This is a genomic window from Aromatoleum diolicum (assembly GCF_012910955.1).
Classification (GTDB): domain Bacteria; phylum Pseudomonadota; class Gammaproteobacteria; order Burkholderiales; family Rhodocyclaceae; genus Aromatoleum; species Aromatoleum diolicum.
Genome location: NZ_WTVQ01000046.1, coordinates 1 through 15,483, shown reverse-complemented (window position 1 = coordinate 15,483; position 15,483 = coordinate 1). Strand labels below are relative to the sequence as shown.

The 15,483-nt window shown below is 65.8% G+C and carries 16 protein-coding genes; 7 read left to right on the top strand and 9 right to left on the bottom strand.

The window, feature by feature from the left end:
* Positions 1 to 21 precede the first annotated feature (21 nt).
* The 3 genes from GPA25_RS19780 to tsaE form a co-directional block, all read right to left on the bottom strand.
* Positions 22 to 960 (bottom strand): bifunctional riboflavin kinase/FAD synthetase, encoded by a 939-nt coding sequence (locus GPA25_RS19780; protein WP_169262125.1) that lies wholly within the window; start codon positions 958 to 960, stop codon positions 22 to 24.
* Between the two features lie 64 nt (positions 961 to 1,024).
* Positions 1,025 to 2,353 carry an N-acetylmuramoyl-L-alanine amidase gene (locus GPA25_RS19775; RefSeq protein WP_246265908.1) on the bottom strand — a complete coding sequence of 443 codons (1,329 nt, stop codon included), beginning with the start codon at positions 2,351 to 2,353 and terminating at the stop codon, positions 1,025 to 1,027.
* Positions 2,350 to 2,865: a tRNA (adenosine(37)-N6)-threonylcarbamoyltransferase complex ATPase subunit type 1 TsaE gene (gene tsaE, locus GPA25_RS19770; RefSeq protein WP_169262123.1), complete on the bottom strand. Its 516-nt coding sequence runs from the start codon at positions 2,863 to 2,865 to the stop codon at positions 2,350 to 2,352. The genes GPA25_RS19775 and tsaE overlap by 4 nt, the downstream gene beginning before the upstream one ends.
* Positions 2,866 to 2,922: 57 nt before the next feature.
* Here tsaE and queG point away from each other — a divergent pair, with 57 nt between their 5' ends.
* Both queG and murI read left to right on the top strand, forming a co-directional pair.
* Entirely contained in the window at positions 2,923 to 3,945 is a 1,023-nt protein-coding gene (gene queG / locus GPA25_RS19765) for a tRNA epoxyqueuosine(34) reductase QueG (RefSeq protein ID WP_169262148.1), read from the top strand.
* 45 nt (positions 3,946 to 3,990) lie between these two features.
* Positions 3,991 to 4,794 (top strand): glutamate racemase, encoded by an 804-nt coding sequence (murI, locus tag GPA25_RS19760; RefSeq protein WP_169262122.1) that lies wholly within the window; start codon positions 3,991 to 3,993, stop codon positions 4,792 to 4,794.
* 40 nt (positions 4,795 to 4,834) lie between these two features.
* Here the strand turns inward: murI and GPA25_RS19755 are convergent, their stop codons facing one another.
* The 3 genes from GPA25_RS19755 to GPA25_RS19745 are packed head-to-tail and all read right to left on the bottom strand — an operon-like array spanning position 4,835 to position 7,005.
* On the bottom strand, positions 4,835 to 5,698 hold the full coding sequence (locus GPA25_RS19755; protein ID WP_169262121.1) for a rhodanese-like domain-containing protein: 864 nt from the start codon (positions 5,696 to 5,698) through the stop codon (positions 4,835 to 4,837).
* Positions 5,695 to 6,057 carry a SpoIIAA family protein gene (locus tag GPA25_RS19750; RefSeq protein WP_169262120.1) on the bottom strand — a complete coding sequence of 121 codons (363 nt, stop codon included), beginning with the start codon at positions 6,055 to 6,057 and terminating at the stop codon, positions 5,695 to 5,697. Before GPA25_RS19750 ends, GPA25_RS19755 begins: the two co-directional genes overlap by 4 nt.
* 60 nt (positions 6,058 to 6,117) lie before the next feature.
* Complete coding sequence (locus GPA25_RS19745) at positions 6,118 to 7,005, bottom strand: DMT family transporter (protein WP_169262119.1); 888 nt, start codon at positions 7,003 to 7,005, stop codon at positions 6,118 to 6,120.
* Positions 7,006 to 7,168: 163 nt separating this feature from the next.
* Between GPA25_RS19745 and glpK the strand changes: the two genes are divergently transcribed.
* From glpK to GPA25_RS19730, 3 genes are read left to right on the top strand one after another with little or no spacing between them, the layout of a single operon-like run.
* Positions 7,169 to 8,659: a glycerol kinase GlpK gene (gene glpK / locus GPA25_RS19740; RefSeq protein WP_169262118.1), complete on the top strand. Its 1,491-nt coding sequence runs from the start codon at positions 7,169 to 7,171 to the stop codon at positions 8,657 to 8,659.
* Positions 8,656 to 10,245: a glycerol-3-phosphate dehydrogenase/oxidase gene (locus tag GPA25_RS19735; RefSeq protein ID WP_169262117.1), complete on the top strand. Its 1,590-nt coding sequence runs from the start codon at positions 8,656 to 8,658 to the stop codon at positions 10,243 to 10,245. Before glpK ends, GPA25_RS19735 begins: the two co-directional genes overlap by 4 nt.
* On the top strand, positions 10,223 to 11,140 hold the full coding sequence (locus GPA25_RS19730; protein WP_169262116.1) for a DMT family transporter: 918 nt from the start codon (positions 10,223 to 10,225) through the stop codon (positions 11,138 to 11,140). The genes GPA25_RS19735 and GPA25_RS19730 overlap by 23 nt, the downstream gene beginning before the upstream one ends.
* 28 nt (positions 11,141 to 11,168) lie before the next feature.
* Here the strand turns inward: GPA25_RS19730 and GPA25_RS19725 are convergent, their stop codons facing one another.
* Complete coding sequence (locus tag GPA25_RS19725; protein WP_169262115.1) at positions 11,169 to 11,522, bottom strand: DUF2917 domain-containing protein; 354 nt, start codon at positions 11,520 to 11,522, stop codon at positions 11,169 to 11,171.
* 109 nt (positions 11,523 to 11,631) lie between these two features.
* On the opposite strand from GPA25_RS19725, the gene gcvA reads away from it, so the two are divergent.
* Entirely contained in the window at positions 11,632 to 12,642 is a 1,011-nt protein-coding gene (gene gcvA, locus GPA25_RS19720; protein ID WP_169262114.1) for a transcriptional regulator GcvA, read from the top strand.
* Positions 12,643 to 12,651: 9 nt separating this feature from the next.
* Here gcvA and GPA25_RS19715 read toward each other — a convergent pair whose 3' ends face one another.
* Together GPA25_RS19715 and GPA25_RS19710 are read right to left on the bottom strand one after the other, a co-directional pair.
* The gene (locus GPA25_RS19715) at positions 12,652 to 14,004 is read right to left on the bottom strand and encodes an ATP-binding protein (protein WP_169262113.1); all 1,353 of its coding nucleotides are present in this window, start codon (positions 14,002 to 14,004) and stop codon (positions 12,652 to 12,654) included.
* Positions 14,001 to 14,762 carry a response regulator gene (locus GPA25_RS19710; protein WP_169262112.1) on the bottom strand — a complete coding sequence of 254 codons (762 nt, stop codon included), beginning with the start codon at positions 14,760 to 14,762 and terminating at the stop codon, positions 14,001 to 14,003. Before GPA25_RS19710 ends, GPA25_RS19715 begins: the two co-directional genes overlap by 4 nt.
* Positions 14,763 to 15,006: 244 nt before the next feature.
* Between GPA25_RS19710 and GPA25_RS19705 the strand changes: the two genes are divergently transcribed.
* The coding region (locus tag GPA25_RS19705) for a Spy/CpxP family protein refolding chaperone (protein ID WP_169262111.1) at positions 15,007 to 15,483 on the top strand (477 nt) is incomplete at its 3' end.

Below are 15,483 nucleotides of genomic sequence, written 5' to 3'. Positions count from 1 at the left end.
GGTTTCCGGCCTCAGGGGCAATCAGGAGCGAATGGGGTTGTCTGCAAACCAGGCGCGGGCTTGATCCGCATCCCGGCTAATCTGGGCGGTGAGGGCGTCGAGCGAACCAAACTTCATTTCGTCGCGCAGCTTGTTGAGGAAATGCACACGCAGATGCGCGTCGTAGCAGTCGCGGTTCCAGTCGAACAGATGAACTTCGAGCGTGGTCTTTCCCGCGCTGGTCACCGAGGGGCGCACGCCGATGTTGGCGACGCCGGCAACGGGCGTGTCGGCGAGGCCTTCGACGCTGACCGCAAATACGCCGGATAGCGCAGGGCGGCGGTGCTTCATCTGGATGTTGGCGGTCGGGTAGCCGAGCTTGCGGCCGATCTGGTCGCCGCGGATCACGCGCCCGGCAATACTGTAGGGGCGTCCGAGCAGACGTGCGGCGTGGGCGAGGTCGCCGTCGGCAAGGGCTTCGCGAACAGCGGAACTGGACGCGCGCTCGCCGGCGACGTCGAGCGTGTGCATCGCTTCGACGACGAAGTCCTGACTCGCGCCGCGTGCCTTGAGCAGTGAGAAGTCACCCTGACGTCTGGCGCCGAAGCGGAAATCGTCACCGATGATCAGATGGCGGACACCGAGTCCGCGCACCAGGATGTCGTCGATGAACTGGTCTGCGGTGAGCGCGGCGAAACGCGCATTGAAGCGGCACACGTATACCCGGTCCACGCCACTCGCGGCGAGCAGCAGCAGCTTTTCGCGCAGCGAGGCGAGGCGGGCCGGCGCGTCGGCGGGCGCGAAGTATTCGCGAGGATGCGGCTCGAACGTCAGCACCACCGCTGGCAGCGCCAGAGCGCGCGCGGTGTCGGTGAGCATCTGGAGCAAGGCCTGATGGCCGCGGTGCACCCCGTCGAAGTTGCCGATGGTGAGGACCGAGGTGTGTGCGGCGTGCTCGGGAATCCCGCGAAAAACCTGCATAACCGCCTGAAAAAAGCGGCAATTATAACGGCAACGGAGTGCCTCTGGGCGTTCGCGCCGTGGATCAGTCGAGCTGGGCGACCTTGGTGCGGCCGAGCGGCGGGTTGTCCTTGAAGTAGCGTCGCAGCCCTCGCATGATCGCGTTGGCCATTTTGTCCTGGTAGGCGTCGTCGTTGAGGCGTTGCTCTTCCTCGGGATTGCTGATGAAGGCAGTCTCGACGAGGATCGACGGAATGTCCGGCGCCTTGAGTACGGCAAATCCGGCCTGTTCGACATGCGCCTTGTGCAGCGTGTTGATGTCGCCCAGTTCATTGAGCACGGCCTTGCCGAGCTTGAGACTGTCGTTGATCGTCGCGGTTTGCGACAGATCGAGCAGCGTACGCGCGAGGTGACCGTCCTGCTTGGCGAGATTGACGCCACCGATGAGGTCGGCGTTGTTTTCCTTCTGTGCAAGCCAGCGTGCGGCCGAACTGGATGCGCCGCTCTCGGAGAGGACGAACACCGAACTGCCACGGGCGTCGGGGCGCACGAAGGCGTCGGCATGGATCGACACGAACAGGTCGGACTGCACACGACGGGCGCGCGTGACGCGCTGTTGCAGGGGCACGAAGTAGTCGCCGTCGCGCGTCAGTACCGCACGCATGCTCGGTTCGGCATCGATTTTCTGCTTCAGGCGACGTGCGATCGACAGGGTCACGTTTTTTTCGTAGCTGCCGCGAGCGCCGACGGCGCCCGGATCTTCGCCGCCGTGGCCGGGGTCGAGCACGATGGTGACGAGACGGTTCGCGGCAGGGCGGTTGGGGCGTTTCGCGCGCCCTGGCTGGTCCTGCGCATCGGGGCGCGGTTCCGGACGCGCGATCGCGGAGGATGCATCGCTGGTGCCGCGGTCGGTAGCGGTTTCGCCGGCGGCGGCGTCCAACGGCGAGGATTTCTCGATCAGCGCGAGCAGCGGGTCGACCGGGTTCGTCGGGTAGAGGTCGAGTACCAGGCGGTGCCCGTAGTTGCCGACCGGCTCCAGCGGGAACAACTGGGGGTTGATCTCGCTCTTCAATTCGACAACCAGGCGCACGACGCCCGGGCGGTTGCGGCCGGCGCGGATCAGCTTGATGTAGGGGTCGGACTCGAGCACCTTCGACGGCAGCGATTGCAGCACGCTATCGAATTCGACGCCTTCGAGGTCGACGACGAGGCGATGAGGGTCGGTGACGAGCAGGTGGCTGAACTTGAGCTGTGACGTACCTTCGAGGGTGATCCGCGTGTAATCGGCGGCGGGCCACACGCGCACCGCGAGCACAGTGGTCGCGGCCATGCCCACCGGGCTGACGAGCAGTGCAAGAGTAGCGCCGGCGAACTTGAGCAAGTCGCGCCGGCCGATGCCAGGTGTCGCGCTCATGAGGGCTTCCGGTTCAGCTCCGAATCCAGTTTGCTTATGCATGTCCGTCCTGCCTCCGTCAGTGCAGACGCCTCCAGGCGCCGGCCCGGACCGGATACGGTAAGGCACACTTCGAGATCCGGTGCCGCGATATAGGGGATGGCCTTGTCAGGCCATTCCACCAGGCACACCCCGTTTCCGGCGAAGTATTCATCCAGCCCTGCTTCCAGATATTCTTCTGGGACTGCGAAGCGATAAAAATCAAAGTGATATAAGTTTAATCTAGAAACAATATAAGGTTCAATCAAGGTGTAGGTGGGACTTTTCACTTTGCCGACGTGACCAAGTGCGCGCAGCGCCCCGCGTACGAGGGTCGTCTTGCCGGCGCCGAGGTCGCCGCGCAGGTAGATCACCAGTCCTGCGTGCAGCGTTGCAGCCAGTGCCGCGCCGGCCGCTTCGGTGTCGCGTTCGTCGTCGAGGTGCGCGGCAAACCGGCTGCCGCTATCATCTGCCGGGTGAAGAACTTGAATCATCAGGATATCTCTGCGGATGCTGCGTCCGACGCGTCGCTGACGGAACTCGTCGAGCGGATGAAAGGGTGGGCCAGGGAACTCGGTTTCGCGGCGCTCGCCGTGTCCGGCGTCGATCTTTCCGGCGCCGAACCGGGCCTTGAGGCCTGGCTCGCCAGCGGTTTTCACGGCGAGATGGATTATATGGCGCGCCACGGCATGAAGCGCGCGCGTCCGGCGGAACTCGTGCCCGGCACGCTGCGGGTCGTCAGCGTGCGCATGAACTATTGGCCGCAGGCGGCCGATGCGCGGACGGCCCTCGGCGACACGGGCCGGGCGTACATCTCGCGCTACGCGCTGGGGCGTGACTATCACAAGCTGATGCGCAGCCGCCTGCAAAAACTCGCCGAACGCATTGCCGCCGAGGCGCCGCACGGTTTTCGCGTGTTCGTCGATTCGGCGCCGGTGCTGGAGGTTGAACTCGCGAGCCGGGCCGGACTGGGCTGGCGCGGCAAGCACACGCTGCTGCTGAATCGTACCGCTGGCTCGTATTACTTTCTCGGCGAGATCTTCACGGATCTGCCCTTGCCGGTCGATGCACCCGAGGAGGCGCATTGCGGCACCTGCCGCGCCTGTCTCGACGCCTGCCCGACGGGCGCGATCGTGGCGCCGTATCGGGTCGATGCACGCCGCTGCATCTCGTATCTGACAATCGAATTGAAGGGGGCGATCCCCGAGGAACTGCGGCCGCTGATCGGCAACCGGATCTACGGGTGCGACGACTGCCAGCTGGTGTGCCCGTGGAACCGTTTCGCCCAACTCGGCGCCGAGGCGGATTTCGCGCCGCGCCACGGGCTGGATGCGGCGCGTCTGACCGAACTTTTTGCGTGGTCCGAAAGCGAATTTCTGGAGCGCATGGCGGGCAGCGCGATCTATCGCATCGGTTTCGCATGCTGGTCACGCAATCTCGCGGTGGCGCTGGGTAACGCGCCGGGTACGCAGGAAGTCATCGCGGCGCTCCAGGGGCGTGCCGAGGATCCGTCGGAGTTGGTGCGCGAGCACGTCGCCTGGGCGCTCGCGCGACATCGGGCGCGGGCTGCCTGAGCTTGCGTTAAAATTGCGCGTTCTCTCCCGACTCAGGTTCCCTACGTGGATTCCACCCGACCCATAGGCGTATTCGATTCCGGCATTGGCGGGCTGACCGTCGTGCGCGCGCTGATGGAACGCCTGCCGCTCGAGCGCATCGTGTATTTCGGCGACACCGCGCGGGTGCCGTACGGCATCAAGTCGGTGGCGACGATCGAACACTTCACCGCGCAGATCACCGACTTCCTGCTGCAGCAAAACGTCAAGATGCTGATCGTGGCGTGCAATACGATGGCAGCGGTCGCAGCGGATGTGGTGCGTCAGCGCGCGGGCGATATCCCGGTGCTGGATGTGATTGAGGCCGGAGCCCGCGCGGCCGTGGCCGAGTCGCGCAGTCGCAGCATCGGAGTGATCGGTACGCCGACCACCGTCAACAGCAATGCCTATGCCCGTCGCATCCATGCGCTCGATCCCGGGGTGCGGGTGTATTCGCAGGCGTGCCCGCTGTTCGTGCCGCTGGTCGAGGAGGGCTGGCTGGATCATCCGGTGACCCGGCTCACCGCGCAGGAGTACTTGAAGCCGGTGCTGGCCGAAGAGGTCGACAGTCTGGTGCTGGGCTGTACCCACTATCCCCTGCTGAAGCCGCTGTTGCGCGAGGTGCTCGGGCCGGGGGTGCGTCTGGTCGATTCGGCGATCACTACCGCCGAGCTTGCCGCGGCCAAACTCCACGCGCTCGGCATTGCCAGCAGCCATGCAGGGCCGGCGGGATATCGTTTCGTCGTGACCGATGTGCCGTTGCGCTTCCAGACTATCGGCGAACGCTTTCTGGGGCGCTCGCTGGGGGCGGTCGAGAAGGTGGAGTGGTAAGGCGCGGGACATGAGGCCCGGATCACCCGGGCCTGAATACTCAGCTGCCGGGCCCCGTTGCGATCGGTCGGGCGGGGTCGGCGCACCATTCGCTCCACGATCCCGCATACAGCCGCGAACCGGTCAGGCCCGCTGATTCCATCGCGAGCAGGTTGTGGCAGGCGGTGACGCCCGAGCCGCACTGGTGCACGACGCGCCGGGCGTCGCTACCCTTGAGCAAGGTGCCGAATTCCTCGCGCAGCACCGACGCCTGCTTGAAACGGCCATGGGCGCCGAGGTTGTCACGGAAGAAGCGGTTGATCGCACCCGGAATGTGTCCGCCAACCGGGTCCAGGGTTTCGTTTTCGCCGCGATAGCGATCAGGGCTGCGCGCGTCGACTAGCAGCATGTCCGGTCTGCCAAGGTGGTCGAGCACGTAGGAGGCGTTGACGACGCCCGGTTGCAGCGCCACCGTAAACGTTGCCGGCGTGGCCCTGGGGACTTCGGCAGTGAGCGCCTGGGCGGCTTCGCACCATGCGATCAGCCCGCCGTCGAGCACGGCAACGCGGTGATGTCCGAGCCAGCGCAGCAGCCACCACAGGCGTGCAGCGAACATTCCGCCGGCGTCGTCGTAGGCGATCACCTGCGTGTCGTTGCCGACGCCCGCCCGGGCCAGACGTTGGGCCAAGGCGACCGGATCAGGCAGCGGGTGGCGACCGTTGGTGCCCGTCATCGGGCCGGACAGGTCTTCGTCCAGATGCAGGAAGCGTGCTCCCGGAAGATGCGCGCGCGCGTAGACATCACGGCCGAAGTCGCCGTTGGCGAGATCATGACGGCAATCGAAGATCACCCAGTCCGGGTCGTCCAGGTGCTGGGCGAGTTCCTGCGCGCCGATCAGCGTGGCGTAGGAGGCCGCAGCGCTCACTGGGCGGGCTCCTCGGTGGCTTCAAGCCAGGAGCGTGCTTCGGTTTCGTCGTCGAAGACCAGCACGTCGGCGTCGACGAAGATCTGCGAGATCCAGGCGCTCCACGTGAGCCACTGGTCCTGGGTCAGTACGGCGATGCGGCCGAAGTCGTGCGCGTGCTGGCGCGAGAACTTGATTTCCTCCCACGCGACGTCAAGCGTGAAGCCGGCCATCTGGCGCAGGTCGAAGAGCAGATTCACCGGGCCTTCGAACTGGACCTTGTAATTGACCAGTTCCTCGAACTCCTTGTAGTCCGCGAGCGTGAATTCGCCGAAAACGGCAACGGCGACCAGATTGAGGCGATGGTCCGTTGTGATCATGACTTCCTCCGCATGGCGACTGGATGATGCGGACTACTATAGTCCCCGCCGATGGCCGGTTCAATCATGGCGTCCGCCCTCGGTCGCCGTAGCGCCAGGGACGGGCTGTGGCGGCTGCCGGGATGCGAGCGAAACCGCGGCACCGCTGGCGATGATCAGCACGATGGCGATCCATGCACCGAGCGGCAGCACCTCGTCCCACAAGAGCATGCCGAACAGGCTGGAAAAGATCACGGTCGTGTAGGCGAGGTGGGCCGCGACAATTGTCTTGCCGAAGCGATAGGCCCGCGTCATCGCAAGCTGTGCCAATGCGCCGAACAGGCCGACGCCGGCCAGTGCCGCGCCGCCCGGCAGGTCGATGGTCTGCAGATCGCCGGATAGCGCCCACGGGATGCCGAGCACGGTCGTGACGGCGGAGAACCACAGCACGGTGCGCGCTTCCGGTTCGCCCGCACGACCGAGTTCGCGCACGTTGATGTATGCGATGCTTGCGACCAGCCCGGAGCTCAGGCCGGCGCAGGCGCCCAGCCACTGGTTCGCCTGCAGCGTGGGCTTGAGCAGCAGGATCACGCCGACGAAACCCAGCGCGACGGAAGCCAGTACCGGGCCGCGCAATCGCTCGCGGAACCACAGGGCGAGCAACAGCGTGACAAAAATGGGCGACGTGTAGTTGAGCGTGACGGCGGTCGCAAGCGGCAGCGAAGCGATTGCATAGAAATAGCATATCAGCGCCGTCGAGCCGGCCAGGGCACGTGTCAACTGCAACCGCCAGTGGGGTGTGTAGAGCGATAGGCCGTGGATGCGCGCGATCAGCGCGACGATGAACAGGCCGACCAAGCCTCGGTAGAACACCAGTTCCCCGGTTGAGAAGGTGCCTGCGCCGAGCTTGACGCACACGCCCATGCAGGCGAAGAGCAGGCTGGCGACGATCATCCAGAGGGATTGCATGGCGGTTTGTTGCGGTGCGGCGAAAAGAGGTGATTGAATCACAAGCGGAGCTGCGACGCGACCCGGTGAGCGAATTGCCACCGGTCGGCGTGCATCGGGTGGGATGGTCAGGGTGCCGGCTGGCGAGTAGTCTTGCGGCATCGCGAGCCTTGCCGGAGGTGTCATGAGCTATCTGCTGGCCCTGGACCAGGGCACCACGAGTTCGCGAGCGATGGTGTTCGACGCGGATGGACGGGTGCAGGGCGTGGCGCAGCAGGCGTTTGCGCAGCATTTTCCGCAGCCCGGCTGGGTGGAGCACGATCCCCAGGAAATCCTCGCGACACAGTTCGATTGTGCCCGTGTCGCCCTGACCGATGCAGGCATCACGGCGGCGGCGCTGGCCGGCATCGGCATTACCAACCAGCGCGAAACCACGCTGTTGTGGGAGCGCGCCAGCGGTCGCGCGCTGGCTCCGGCGATCGTGTGGCAGGACCGCCGCACCGCGGCGGACTGCGACCGCCTGCGCGCGGCAGGCCATGCGGAGCTGATCCGCGCACGCACCGGTCTCGAGCTGGATGCGTATTTTTCCGCCACCAAGCTCGCGTGGTTGCTGGATAGCGTGCCGGGCGCGCGCACGCGCGCCGAGGCTGGCGAGCTCGCTTTCGGCACGGTGGATAGCTGGCTCGTATGGCACCTCAGCGGTGGGGCGCTGCATGTCACCGATCCGGGCAATGCCGCGCGCACGATGCTGTTCAACATCCACTCGGGCGACTGGGACGAGGATCTGCTGACGCTGTTCGGCATCCCGCGCGCGCTGTTGCCACGCATCGTCGATAGCAGCGGCGTGTGTGGCGAGACGTGTCCCGACCTGTTCGGCGCGGCGGTGCCGATTGCCGGGATCGCCGGCGACCAGCAGGCTGCCACTTTCGGCCAGGCCTGCTTTGCGCCGGGCATGGCGAAAAACACCTATGGCACGGGCTGCTTCCTGCTGATGAATACCGGCGCCGAAGTCGTTCGGTCGGACAACCGGCTATTGACGACAGTGGGCTGGCGCATCGCGGGGCAAACCAGCTACGCGCTCGAAGGCAGCATCTTCATGGGTGGGGCGATCGTGCAGTGGTTACGCGACGGCCTGGGCCTGATCCGGTGTGCGCACGATATTGAAGCACTCGCCGCGAGCGTGCCCGATAGCGGCGGCGTGGTGCTGGTGCCGGCTTTCACCGGACTGGGTGCTCCCTATTGGGATGCCTATGCACGCGGAACGCTGCTCGGGCTGACGCGCGGAAGCAGTCGTGCGCACATCGCACGTGCCGCGCTCGAAGCGATCGCACTGCAGACCGTCGACCTGGTTGCGGCGATGGACCGCGACGGCGCCGGGCCATTGACCGAGCTGCGTGTCGATGGCGGTGCGGCGGCGAACAATCTGCTGATGCAGATGCAGGCCGATCTGCTCGGGGTGCCGGTGGTACGGCCGCAGATGCTGGAAACGACGGCGCTGGGTGCGGCCTACCTCGCCGGTCTGGGTGTCGGGGTGTGGTCCGGTCCGGACGAAGTCGCGGCACATTGGGCGGTGGAGCGCCGCTTCGACCCGATGATGCAGGCGGATCAGCGGGCGGCGACGCTCGCGCTGTGGCATCGCGGTGTCGAACGGGCGCGGGGCTGGGCCGACGCATGAGCGCGGTCGATGGCAGTGGCTGCGAGCGCGTGACGAGTCAGGATCTGAGCCGTGCCGCCTTGCTTGCACGCCTGCGCGAGCGCTGCACCTGGGACGTGCTGGTGATTGGCGGCGGTGCGACGGGGCTGGGCTGCGCAGTGGATGCGAGTGCACGCGGGCACACGACGCTGCTGCTCGAAGCACACGATTTCGCCAAGGGCACCAGTTCGCGCGCGACCAAACTGGTTCACGGCGGCGTGCGCTATCTTGCTCAGGGCAATCTGGCGCTGGTCCGTGAAGCGCTGGCGGAGCGCTCGCACTTGCTAGCGAATGCGCCGCATCTGGTGCATCCGCTGCGTTTTGTCGTGCCGGCCTACCACTGGCTGGATATCCCGAAGTTCGGTATAGGCCTCACCTTCTACGATCTCCTCGCAGGGACCCACGGTATCGGCCATAGCCGCGTGCTCGATTCCGCAAGTACGGTGGTCGCGCTGCCGACGATCAATCCCGCCGGCTTGCGTGGCGGCATCGCATACTGGGATGCGCAGTTCGACGATGCCCGGCTCGCGATTGCGCTGATGCGAACGCATTTCGATCTGGGCGGACTGGCGCTGAATTACCTGCCGGTCGAGGGGTTGATCTGCGAGGATGGACGCGTGTGCGGTGCCGTCGCGCATGACGCGGAGACGGGTGAGTGTTTCCGCATCGCCGCACGCGCGATCATCAATGCCACCGGCGTCTGGGCCGACGCGGTCCGCCGCTTCGAGCGCCCCGAGGCGCGCGCGCTGCTCAAACCCAGCCAGGGCGTGCACCTCGTCGTCGATCGCGGGTTCTTGCCGGGCAGCGACGCCCTGTTGGTGCCGCAGACTGCCGATGGGCGCGTGCTGTTCGTGATTCCGTGGTGCGGCAAGGTGCTGATCGGCACCACCGATTCGCCGCGCGGTGATCTTCCGCTCGAACCCGAGCCGCTCGCCGGGGAGGTCGATTTCATTCTCGCCACTGTGGCGCCTTACCTCGTGCGAGCGCCGACGCGGGCCGATGTGCGCAGCGTGTTCGTCGGTCTGCGCCCCTTGATCGGCGCCGGCGACACTTCGGCCACCCGCAACCTGTCGCGCGAGCACTGCATCGAAGTGTCGCCCGGCGGACTGGTGACGATCACCGGCGGCAAATGGACCACTTACCGCCGCATGGCGGAAGAGACCGTGGATACCGCACAGTCCGTTGCGGGACTGCCCGGACGTTTCGCGGATACCGCGACGCTGCGCCTGCATGGTGCCGGGGAGGGCCCGTCGAAGGATGTCTACGGTAGCGCGCGAGCCACAGTCGACGCGCTGCCGGGAGCACGCCGTTTATTGCAGCACGGCTTGAGCCTCACCGAGGCCGAAGTGCGCTACGCTGCCCGCTGCGAGCTCGCGCGCAATGTCGAAGACGTGCTCGCACGCCGGCACCGTGCGCTGTTCCTCGATGCGGCTGCTGCGGCCGCAATGGCTGCCGAGGTGGCACGCCTGCTGGCGGAGGAACTGCGGCGGGATGCATTGTGGTGCGCCGCCGAGATCGAACGTTTTTCCACATTGGCGAGGCAATATGGCAGCTCATCAGCAACGTAATGCGGGGGCGGGGCGTGTCCCTGTCGGGCGCGTTGCAGCGACCGTCGACGAGCCCCGTGTGACGATCGCGCGCACCGCATCGCTGACCCTCGTGGCGATGCTCGCCTTTGCCGCAAACTCGGTGCTGTGCCGCTTGGCGCTGCAGCACACGGCCATCGATCCGACCAGCTTCACGGTGATCCGGCTCGTGTCCGGGGCGGTGATGCTCGCAGTGCTGCTGCAGTGGCGCCGCCTGGTGCCCGGCAGGGCCGGCAACTGGGGCTCGGCGCTGGCCTTGTTCGCCTATGCTGCGGGGTTCTCGTTCGCATACGTGTCGCTGCCGACCGGAGTCGGTGCGCTGCTGCTGTTCGCAGCGGTACAGACGACCATGATTCTCACGGGGCTGGCACGCGGCGAGCGGCTCGGCGCACAACAGAGCGCCGGCCTGTTGCTTGCCTTCGGTGGCCTCATCTATCTGCTCTTACCCGGGTTGTCGGCGCCACCGCTGGTCAGGGCATTGCTGATGATCGGCGCCGGTGTCGCGTGGGGCGTGTATTCGCTGCGCGGTCGTGGCATCCGCGACGCGCTTGCGGCGACGGGTGGAAACTTCCTTCGCACGGTGCCGATGGCGATCGGGCTGGGCATACTCGGCATCGGCGACGTCAGTGTCGACATGACCGGAGTGCTGTATGCCGTGCTATCGGGTGCGCTGGCCTCGGGGGCTGGCTACGCCGTATGGTACGCCGCGCTGCGAGGGCTCACTGCCACCCGCGCCGCGACCGTTCAGCTCAGTGTGCCGGTGATCGCGGCGCTCGGCGGGGTAGTCTTGCTCGGCGAGGCCGTGACGCTGCGGCTCACGCTGTCGTCAGTGGCCATCCTCGGCGGCGTCGCGCTGGTTCTGCTCAAGCGGCGATAAGGGGCGCTGCCTGTCGTCCCCCGACGGATCAACGCGCCGGGCGGCAGCGCGTGCGTTCCGCCGAATACACCGTGGCACCGAGCAGTGCGCGGGCGATCTGTCGAGTGCCAGTCAGGAGCCCCGCGGAAACCCGCGACAAGGCACTGGCAGGGGGCGGTTCAAGGCGGATGCGACTCGCCCGGTCGGCCTCGATGACCATGTGGCCGGAGCCGGGGATGACGAAGCGCTCGCCCGCGTTGAGTTGCTTGTCCTGTGAAGATCCCTCAAGCGTGAGCCAGGCACGGCCCTGTTCGAAGATGACCGTCCAGCCGCTTGCGTCCTCGATCGAGACGAGGTTTCCTGCGTCCATGTTCCAGCTTGAACGTGCTAGTCTCGCTTCCATGATGCCTCCTCGTCATTGCAGCGGAGCGGGTTCCGTGACTGCATTGTGGATACGGAAGGGACTTTTTAAAATCGATCTTTTCTTGCCTTTATGTGAGTAGAGTTCACATATGGAAAAGCCTGGCAGACTCCCCCCACTTCCCGCCTTGCGGATGTTCGAGGCTGCTGCGCGACTCACCAGCGTGTCGCGTGCGGCGGATGAACTCTTTGTCACCCACAGCGCCGTCAGTCATCAGATCCGCGCCCTGGAAGAACATCTCGGCTTTGCGCTGTTCCAGCGGCAGGGGAGGGCGGTGGCATTGACCCCCGCGGGGGAAGAACTGCTTCGGGCGGCAAACACGGCGCTGCGGCAGCTTGCGGATACCGTCACAAGTCTGAAGCGGCGCGCCAACCCCAATCGCCTGTCGGTGAGTGTGATGCCGTCTTTCGCCGGCCGCTGGCTGGCGCCGCGCATTGGCGCATTCATAGACCGGCACCCGGCTGCGGAGGTGAATGTCACCTCCGCCAACACGCTCGCGGATTTCAGCCGTGATGCCGTTGACGTCAGTATCCGTTGGGGCCCCGGCGGCTATACCGGCGTGCGGGCGGAGCTCCTGATGGACGACGTGCTGTTCCCTGTCCTCAGTCCGGCGCTGTGTTCGGAACATCGGCTGGGGACGCCCGCGGATCTGGCCGGGCTATCACTCCTCAGGTCGGAAGGGGAGGACTGGCTGCCGTGGTTCCGCACTGCCGGCCTTGACTGGCCGGAGCCGACCAGTGGTCTGATGATGTCCGATTCGGGTCTGGTGCTGCAGGCCGCCATCGAGGGGCGCGGTGTCGCGCTCGCTCGCCGTAGTCTTGCTGCGCTGGCGCTGCGTGCCGGCAAGCTGGTGCGCCCGTTCGATATCGCAATTGCGGCTCGGCATGCGCCGGACGGTGTCTGTGCCGGCAGTTTTCCGTCCGGCCTGCCGTTCGAGCAGCGGCCGCTGTGGCGTTACTGGATCGTCCTGCCCGAGCGCGCGGCAGACACGCCGCTGCTGACGAGCTTTCTTGACTGGTTGCGTGCCGAGGTTGCGGTCGATCTCGCTGCGCCGCTCGAACCGCTGCCGGCGGGGCGGGGGACTTTCGCTCTCCTGCGCTGAGCAGATCCGTCAGCGCATCGTAGCGTCAGTTGCCGCCGCGACGCGCGGCAGCGTCATGATTGCCTCCAGCCCGCCGTCTGCGCAGTTCTCCAGCCGGACCTCGCCGCCCTGCGCCCGCAGCAGGTTGCGCGCGATTGCCAGCCCGAGGCCGGTGCCGCCGGTTTCACGATTGCGCGACGCCTCGGTACGATAGAACGGCTCGAACACCTTTTCTAGTTCTTCGGCCGGCAGGCCGGGACCGTGGTCGCGCACACGGATTTCAAATGCTGTCGGCAATGTCGCAAGTGCAATGTCTACCCGATCGCCGAATTTCACACCGTTTTCGATCAAATTCCACACCGCACGCTGCAAGCCACTCAGTTGACCCAGGCAGGGGGGCGCGATCTGACCGGAAACGGTGACCCGCCAGCCCATGTCCGCCGCGTCCTCGCGCAGCGCGGCCACCAGTGCGTTGAGGTCGATCGATTGTTTCGCGGCGCTTGCGTCGAGGCTGCGTGCGTAATCCAGACCTTCCTTCGCGAGCGCCTGCATCGCGTCGAGATCGGACTGTATCTTCGCCCGCAGGGACTCATCGTCCACGAGCTCGGCACGTAATCGCAAGCGCGTGATCGGTGTCTGTAAGTCATGCGAAATCGCCGCAAGAATGCGAGTGCGCTCGCCTACATGCTGCAGAATGCGTTCCTGCATGCGGTTGAAGGCATGGGCGGCCTGTGACACCTCGGCCGGCCCGCCAATGTCGAGCGGAGCCCGATTCGGGTCTTCTCCGAGTGCATCTGCGGCTGCGGCCAGCCGCGAAATCGGACGCGTGGCGACGCGCACCGCGAACCAGGTCAGGAGGGTCACGCCGACAATCAGCGCGAGCAGCGAAGTCACCAGGCTCCCGGGCGGGGGCGCCAGGGGGCGGCCGCCGAACATCGGTCCTGGCAACCGGACCAGCAAGGGGGTACCGTCCGCAAGGTGCAGGCTGGCGATCATCTGCACGCGATGTGGATGATCGTCGCGTTCGCGCGTCCGCGTCAGCAGTGCGATATCGCTCTCCGGCAACGCCTGGCGCAGTGCCTGGGCGAGCGGCGAATCAGCGGGCAGCGGTCGTACGTCCGGCGGTGGATCATCCAGGACAAAGCGCAAACGCCGGCGGCCGAGCGTGTCGATCCAGTCCGCACGCTGTCCGGGCGTCAGGTGGTTGAGCACATCGACCGCGGCGACGATCTCCCGCGAGACTCCTTCGAACAGCACGTCGCGGGCATAACGGTCACGCTCGCTGATGAACAGCACCACACTGACCGTTAGCACCACCGTCATCCCGCCCAGCCAGATCAGCATCAGGCGGGCGAACAGCGTACGCGTCCACGCGAGTTTCACGTCGAGCCTTCCGCGGGCGAAGCTGCAAGCACCGTGCTTGCAAGCACATAACCCTCGTTGCGTACGGTCTTGATGATGCCCGGCTCACGCGCGTTGTCACCGAGGCGCTGGCGCAGGCGGCTCACCATCAGATCGATCGAACGGTCAAACACATCGGCCTCGCGCCCCTGGGTCAGCTCCATCAACTGATCACGGTTCAACACGCGCTGTGGGTGGGCGAGAAACACCGCCAAGAGTCGGTATTCCGCGCCGGACAGCGGCACCACGGTGCCATCGCTGGCGATCAGGTGTCGGCCCACCGTATTCAATCGCCAGCCGGCAAAGCGCAGCTCGCTCGCATGTTCGGCCGGATGGGTGTCGAGGTTCGGCGGCAGCGCCCGCGCGCGGCGCAGGATTGCGCGAATGCGGGCAAGCAGTTCGCGTGGTACGAAAGGTTTGGCGAGATAGTCGTCCGCCCCCATTTCCAGCCCGACGATGCGGTCCATGTCCTCGCCCCGGGCGGTCAGCATCAGCACCGGTGTATTGGCATGGCTACCGCCGCCGCGCAGGTTGCGGCACAACGTCAGCCCGTCTTCGCCCGGCATCATGATGTCGAGCACGATCAGGTCGACGCGATGGCGTTCCAGGGCCGCCTTCATCTCGCGCCCGTCGGCAGCAGTCGAGCAGCGCAGCCCCTGCTTTTCAAGGTAATCGGCGAGCAGGCCGCGGATCTCGCGGTCGTCATCGACGATGAGGATGTGGTCCTGAGAGTTGGTCATGGCGTGAGCATCGTGCGATCCAGGCAATAGAGGGCGGAATCGGGATTGCGATGGGATCGAGTCCGTGGCCGAATCATACGGCGTGAGCCGGGCTGTTTTGTATCCCAGAGTATCCCCGGCGCCGATCGAGACACGACCATGCAAACTCGGGCCCTGCAGACAAATCCCGCTTACATCACGGTGATCAAATGGCTCCGTCGCCTGAATGAACGGGCGTTTTCAAACAGGACACTGGAGACTCATCATGAAAACCTGGATCAAGACTTCGCTCGCTGCCGCGCTTGCTGCCACCGCCGGCCTCGGCGCTTCTGCCGTTTTTGCTGCACCTTGGGGCGACTGCGATGGGTCACGCGGCGGCAGCATGCACGGCATGAAGCATCACATGGACCCTGAGGCCATGTCCGAGCGTGCCACCGAGCGGCTCGCCAGCCTTCAAGCGGCGCTTGCCCTCAAGCCTGATCAAGCGGGTGCGTGGGAGCAGTTCAAGGGCGTCATGCAGGCGAAGGCCAGGAAAGTGGCCGAACACATGCAGGCGATGCGCACGCAGGACCGCCCGAAAACGGCGCTGGAGCGGATGGAGCGCATGGAAACCTTCGGCAAGGAACGGATGGAATCGATGCAGGAGATGCGCAAGGCCACCGAGGCGCTCTACAGTAAGCTTGACGACGCACAGAAACAGACCTTCGACAGCCAGTTTCGCATGGGGCGGGAAGGGATGGGA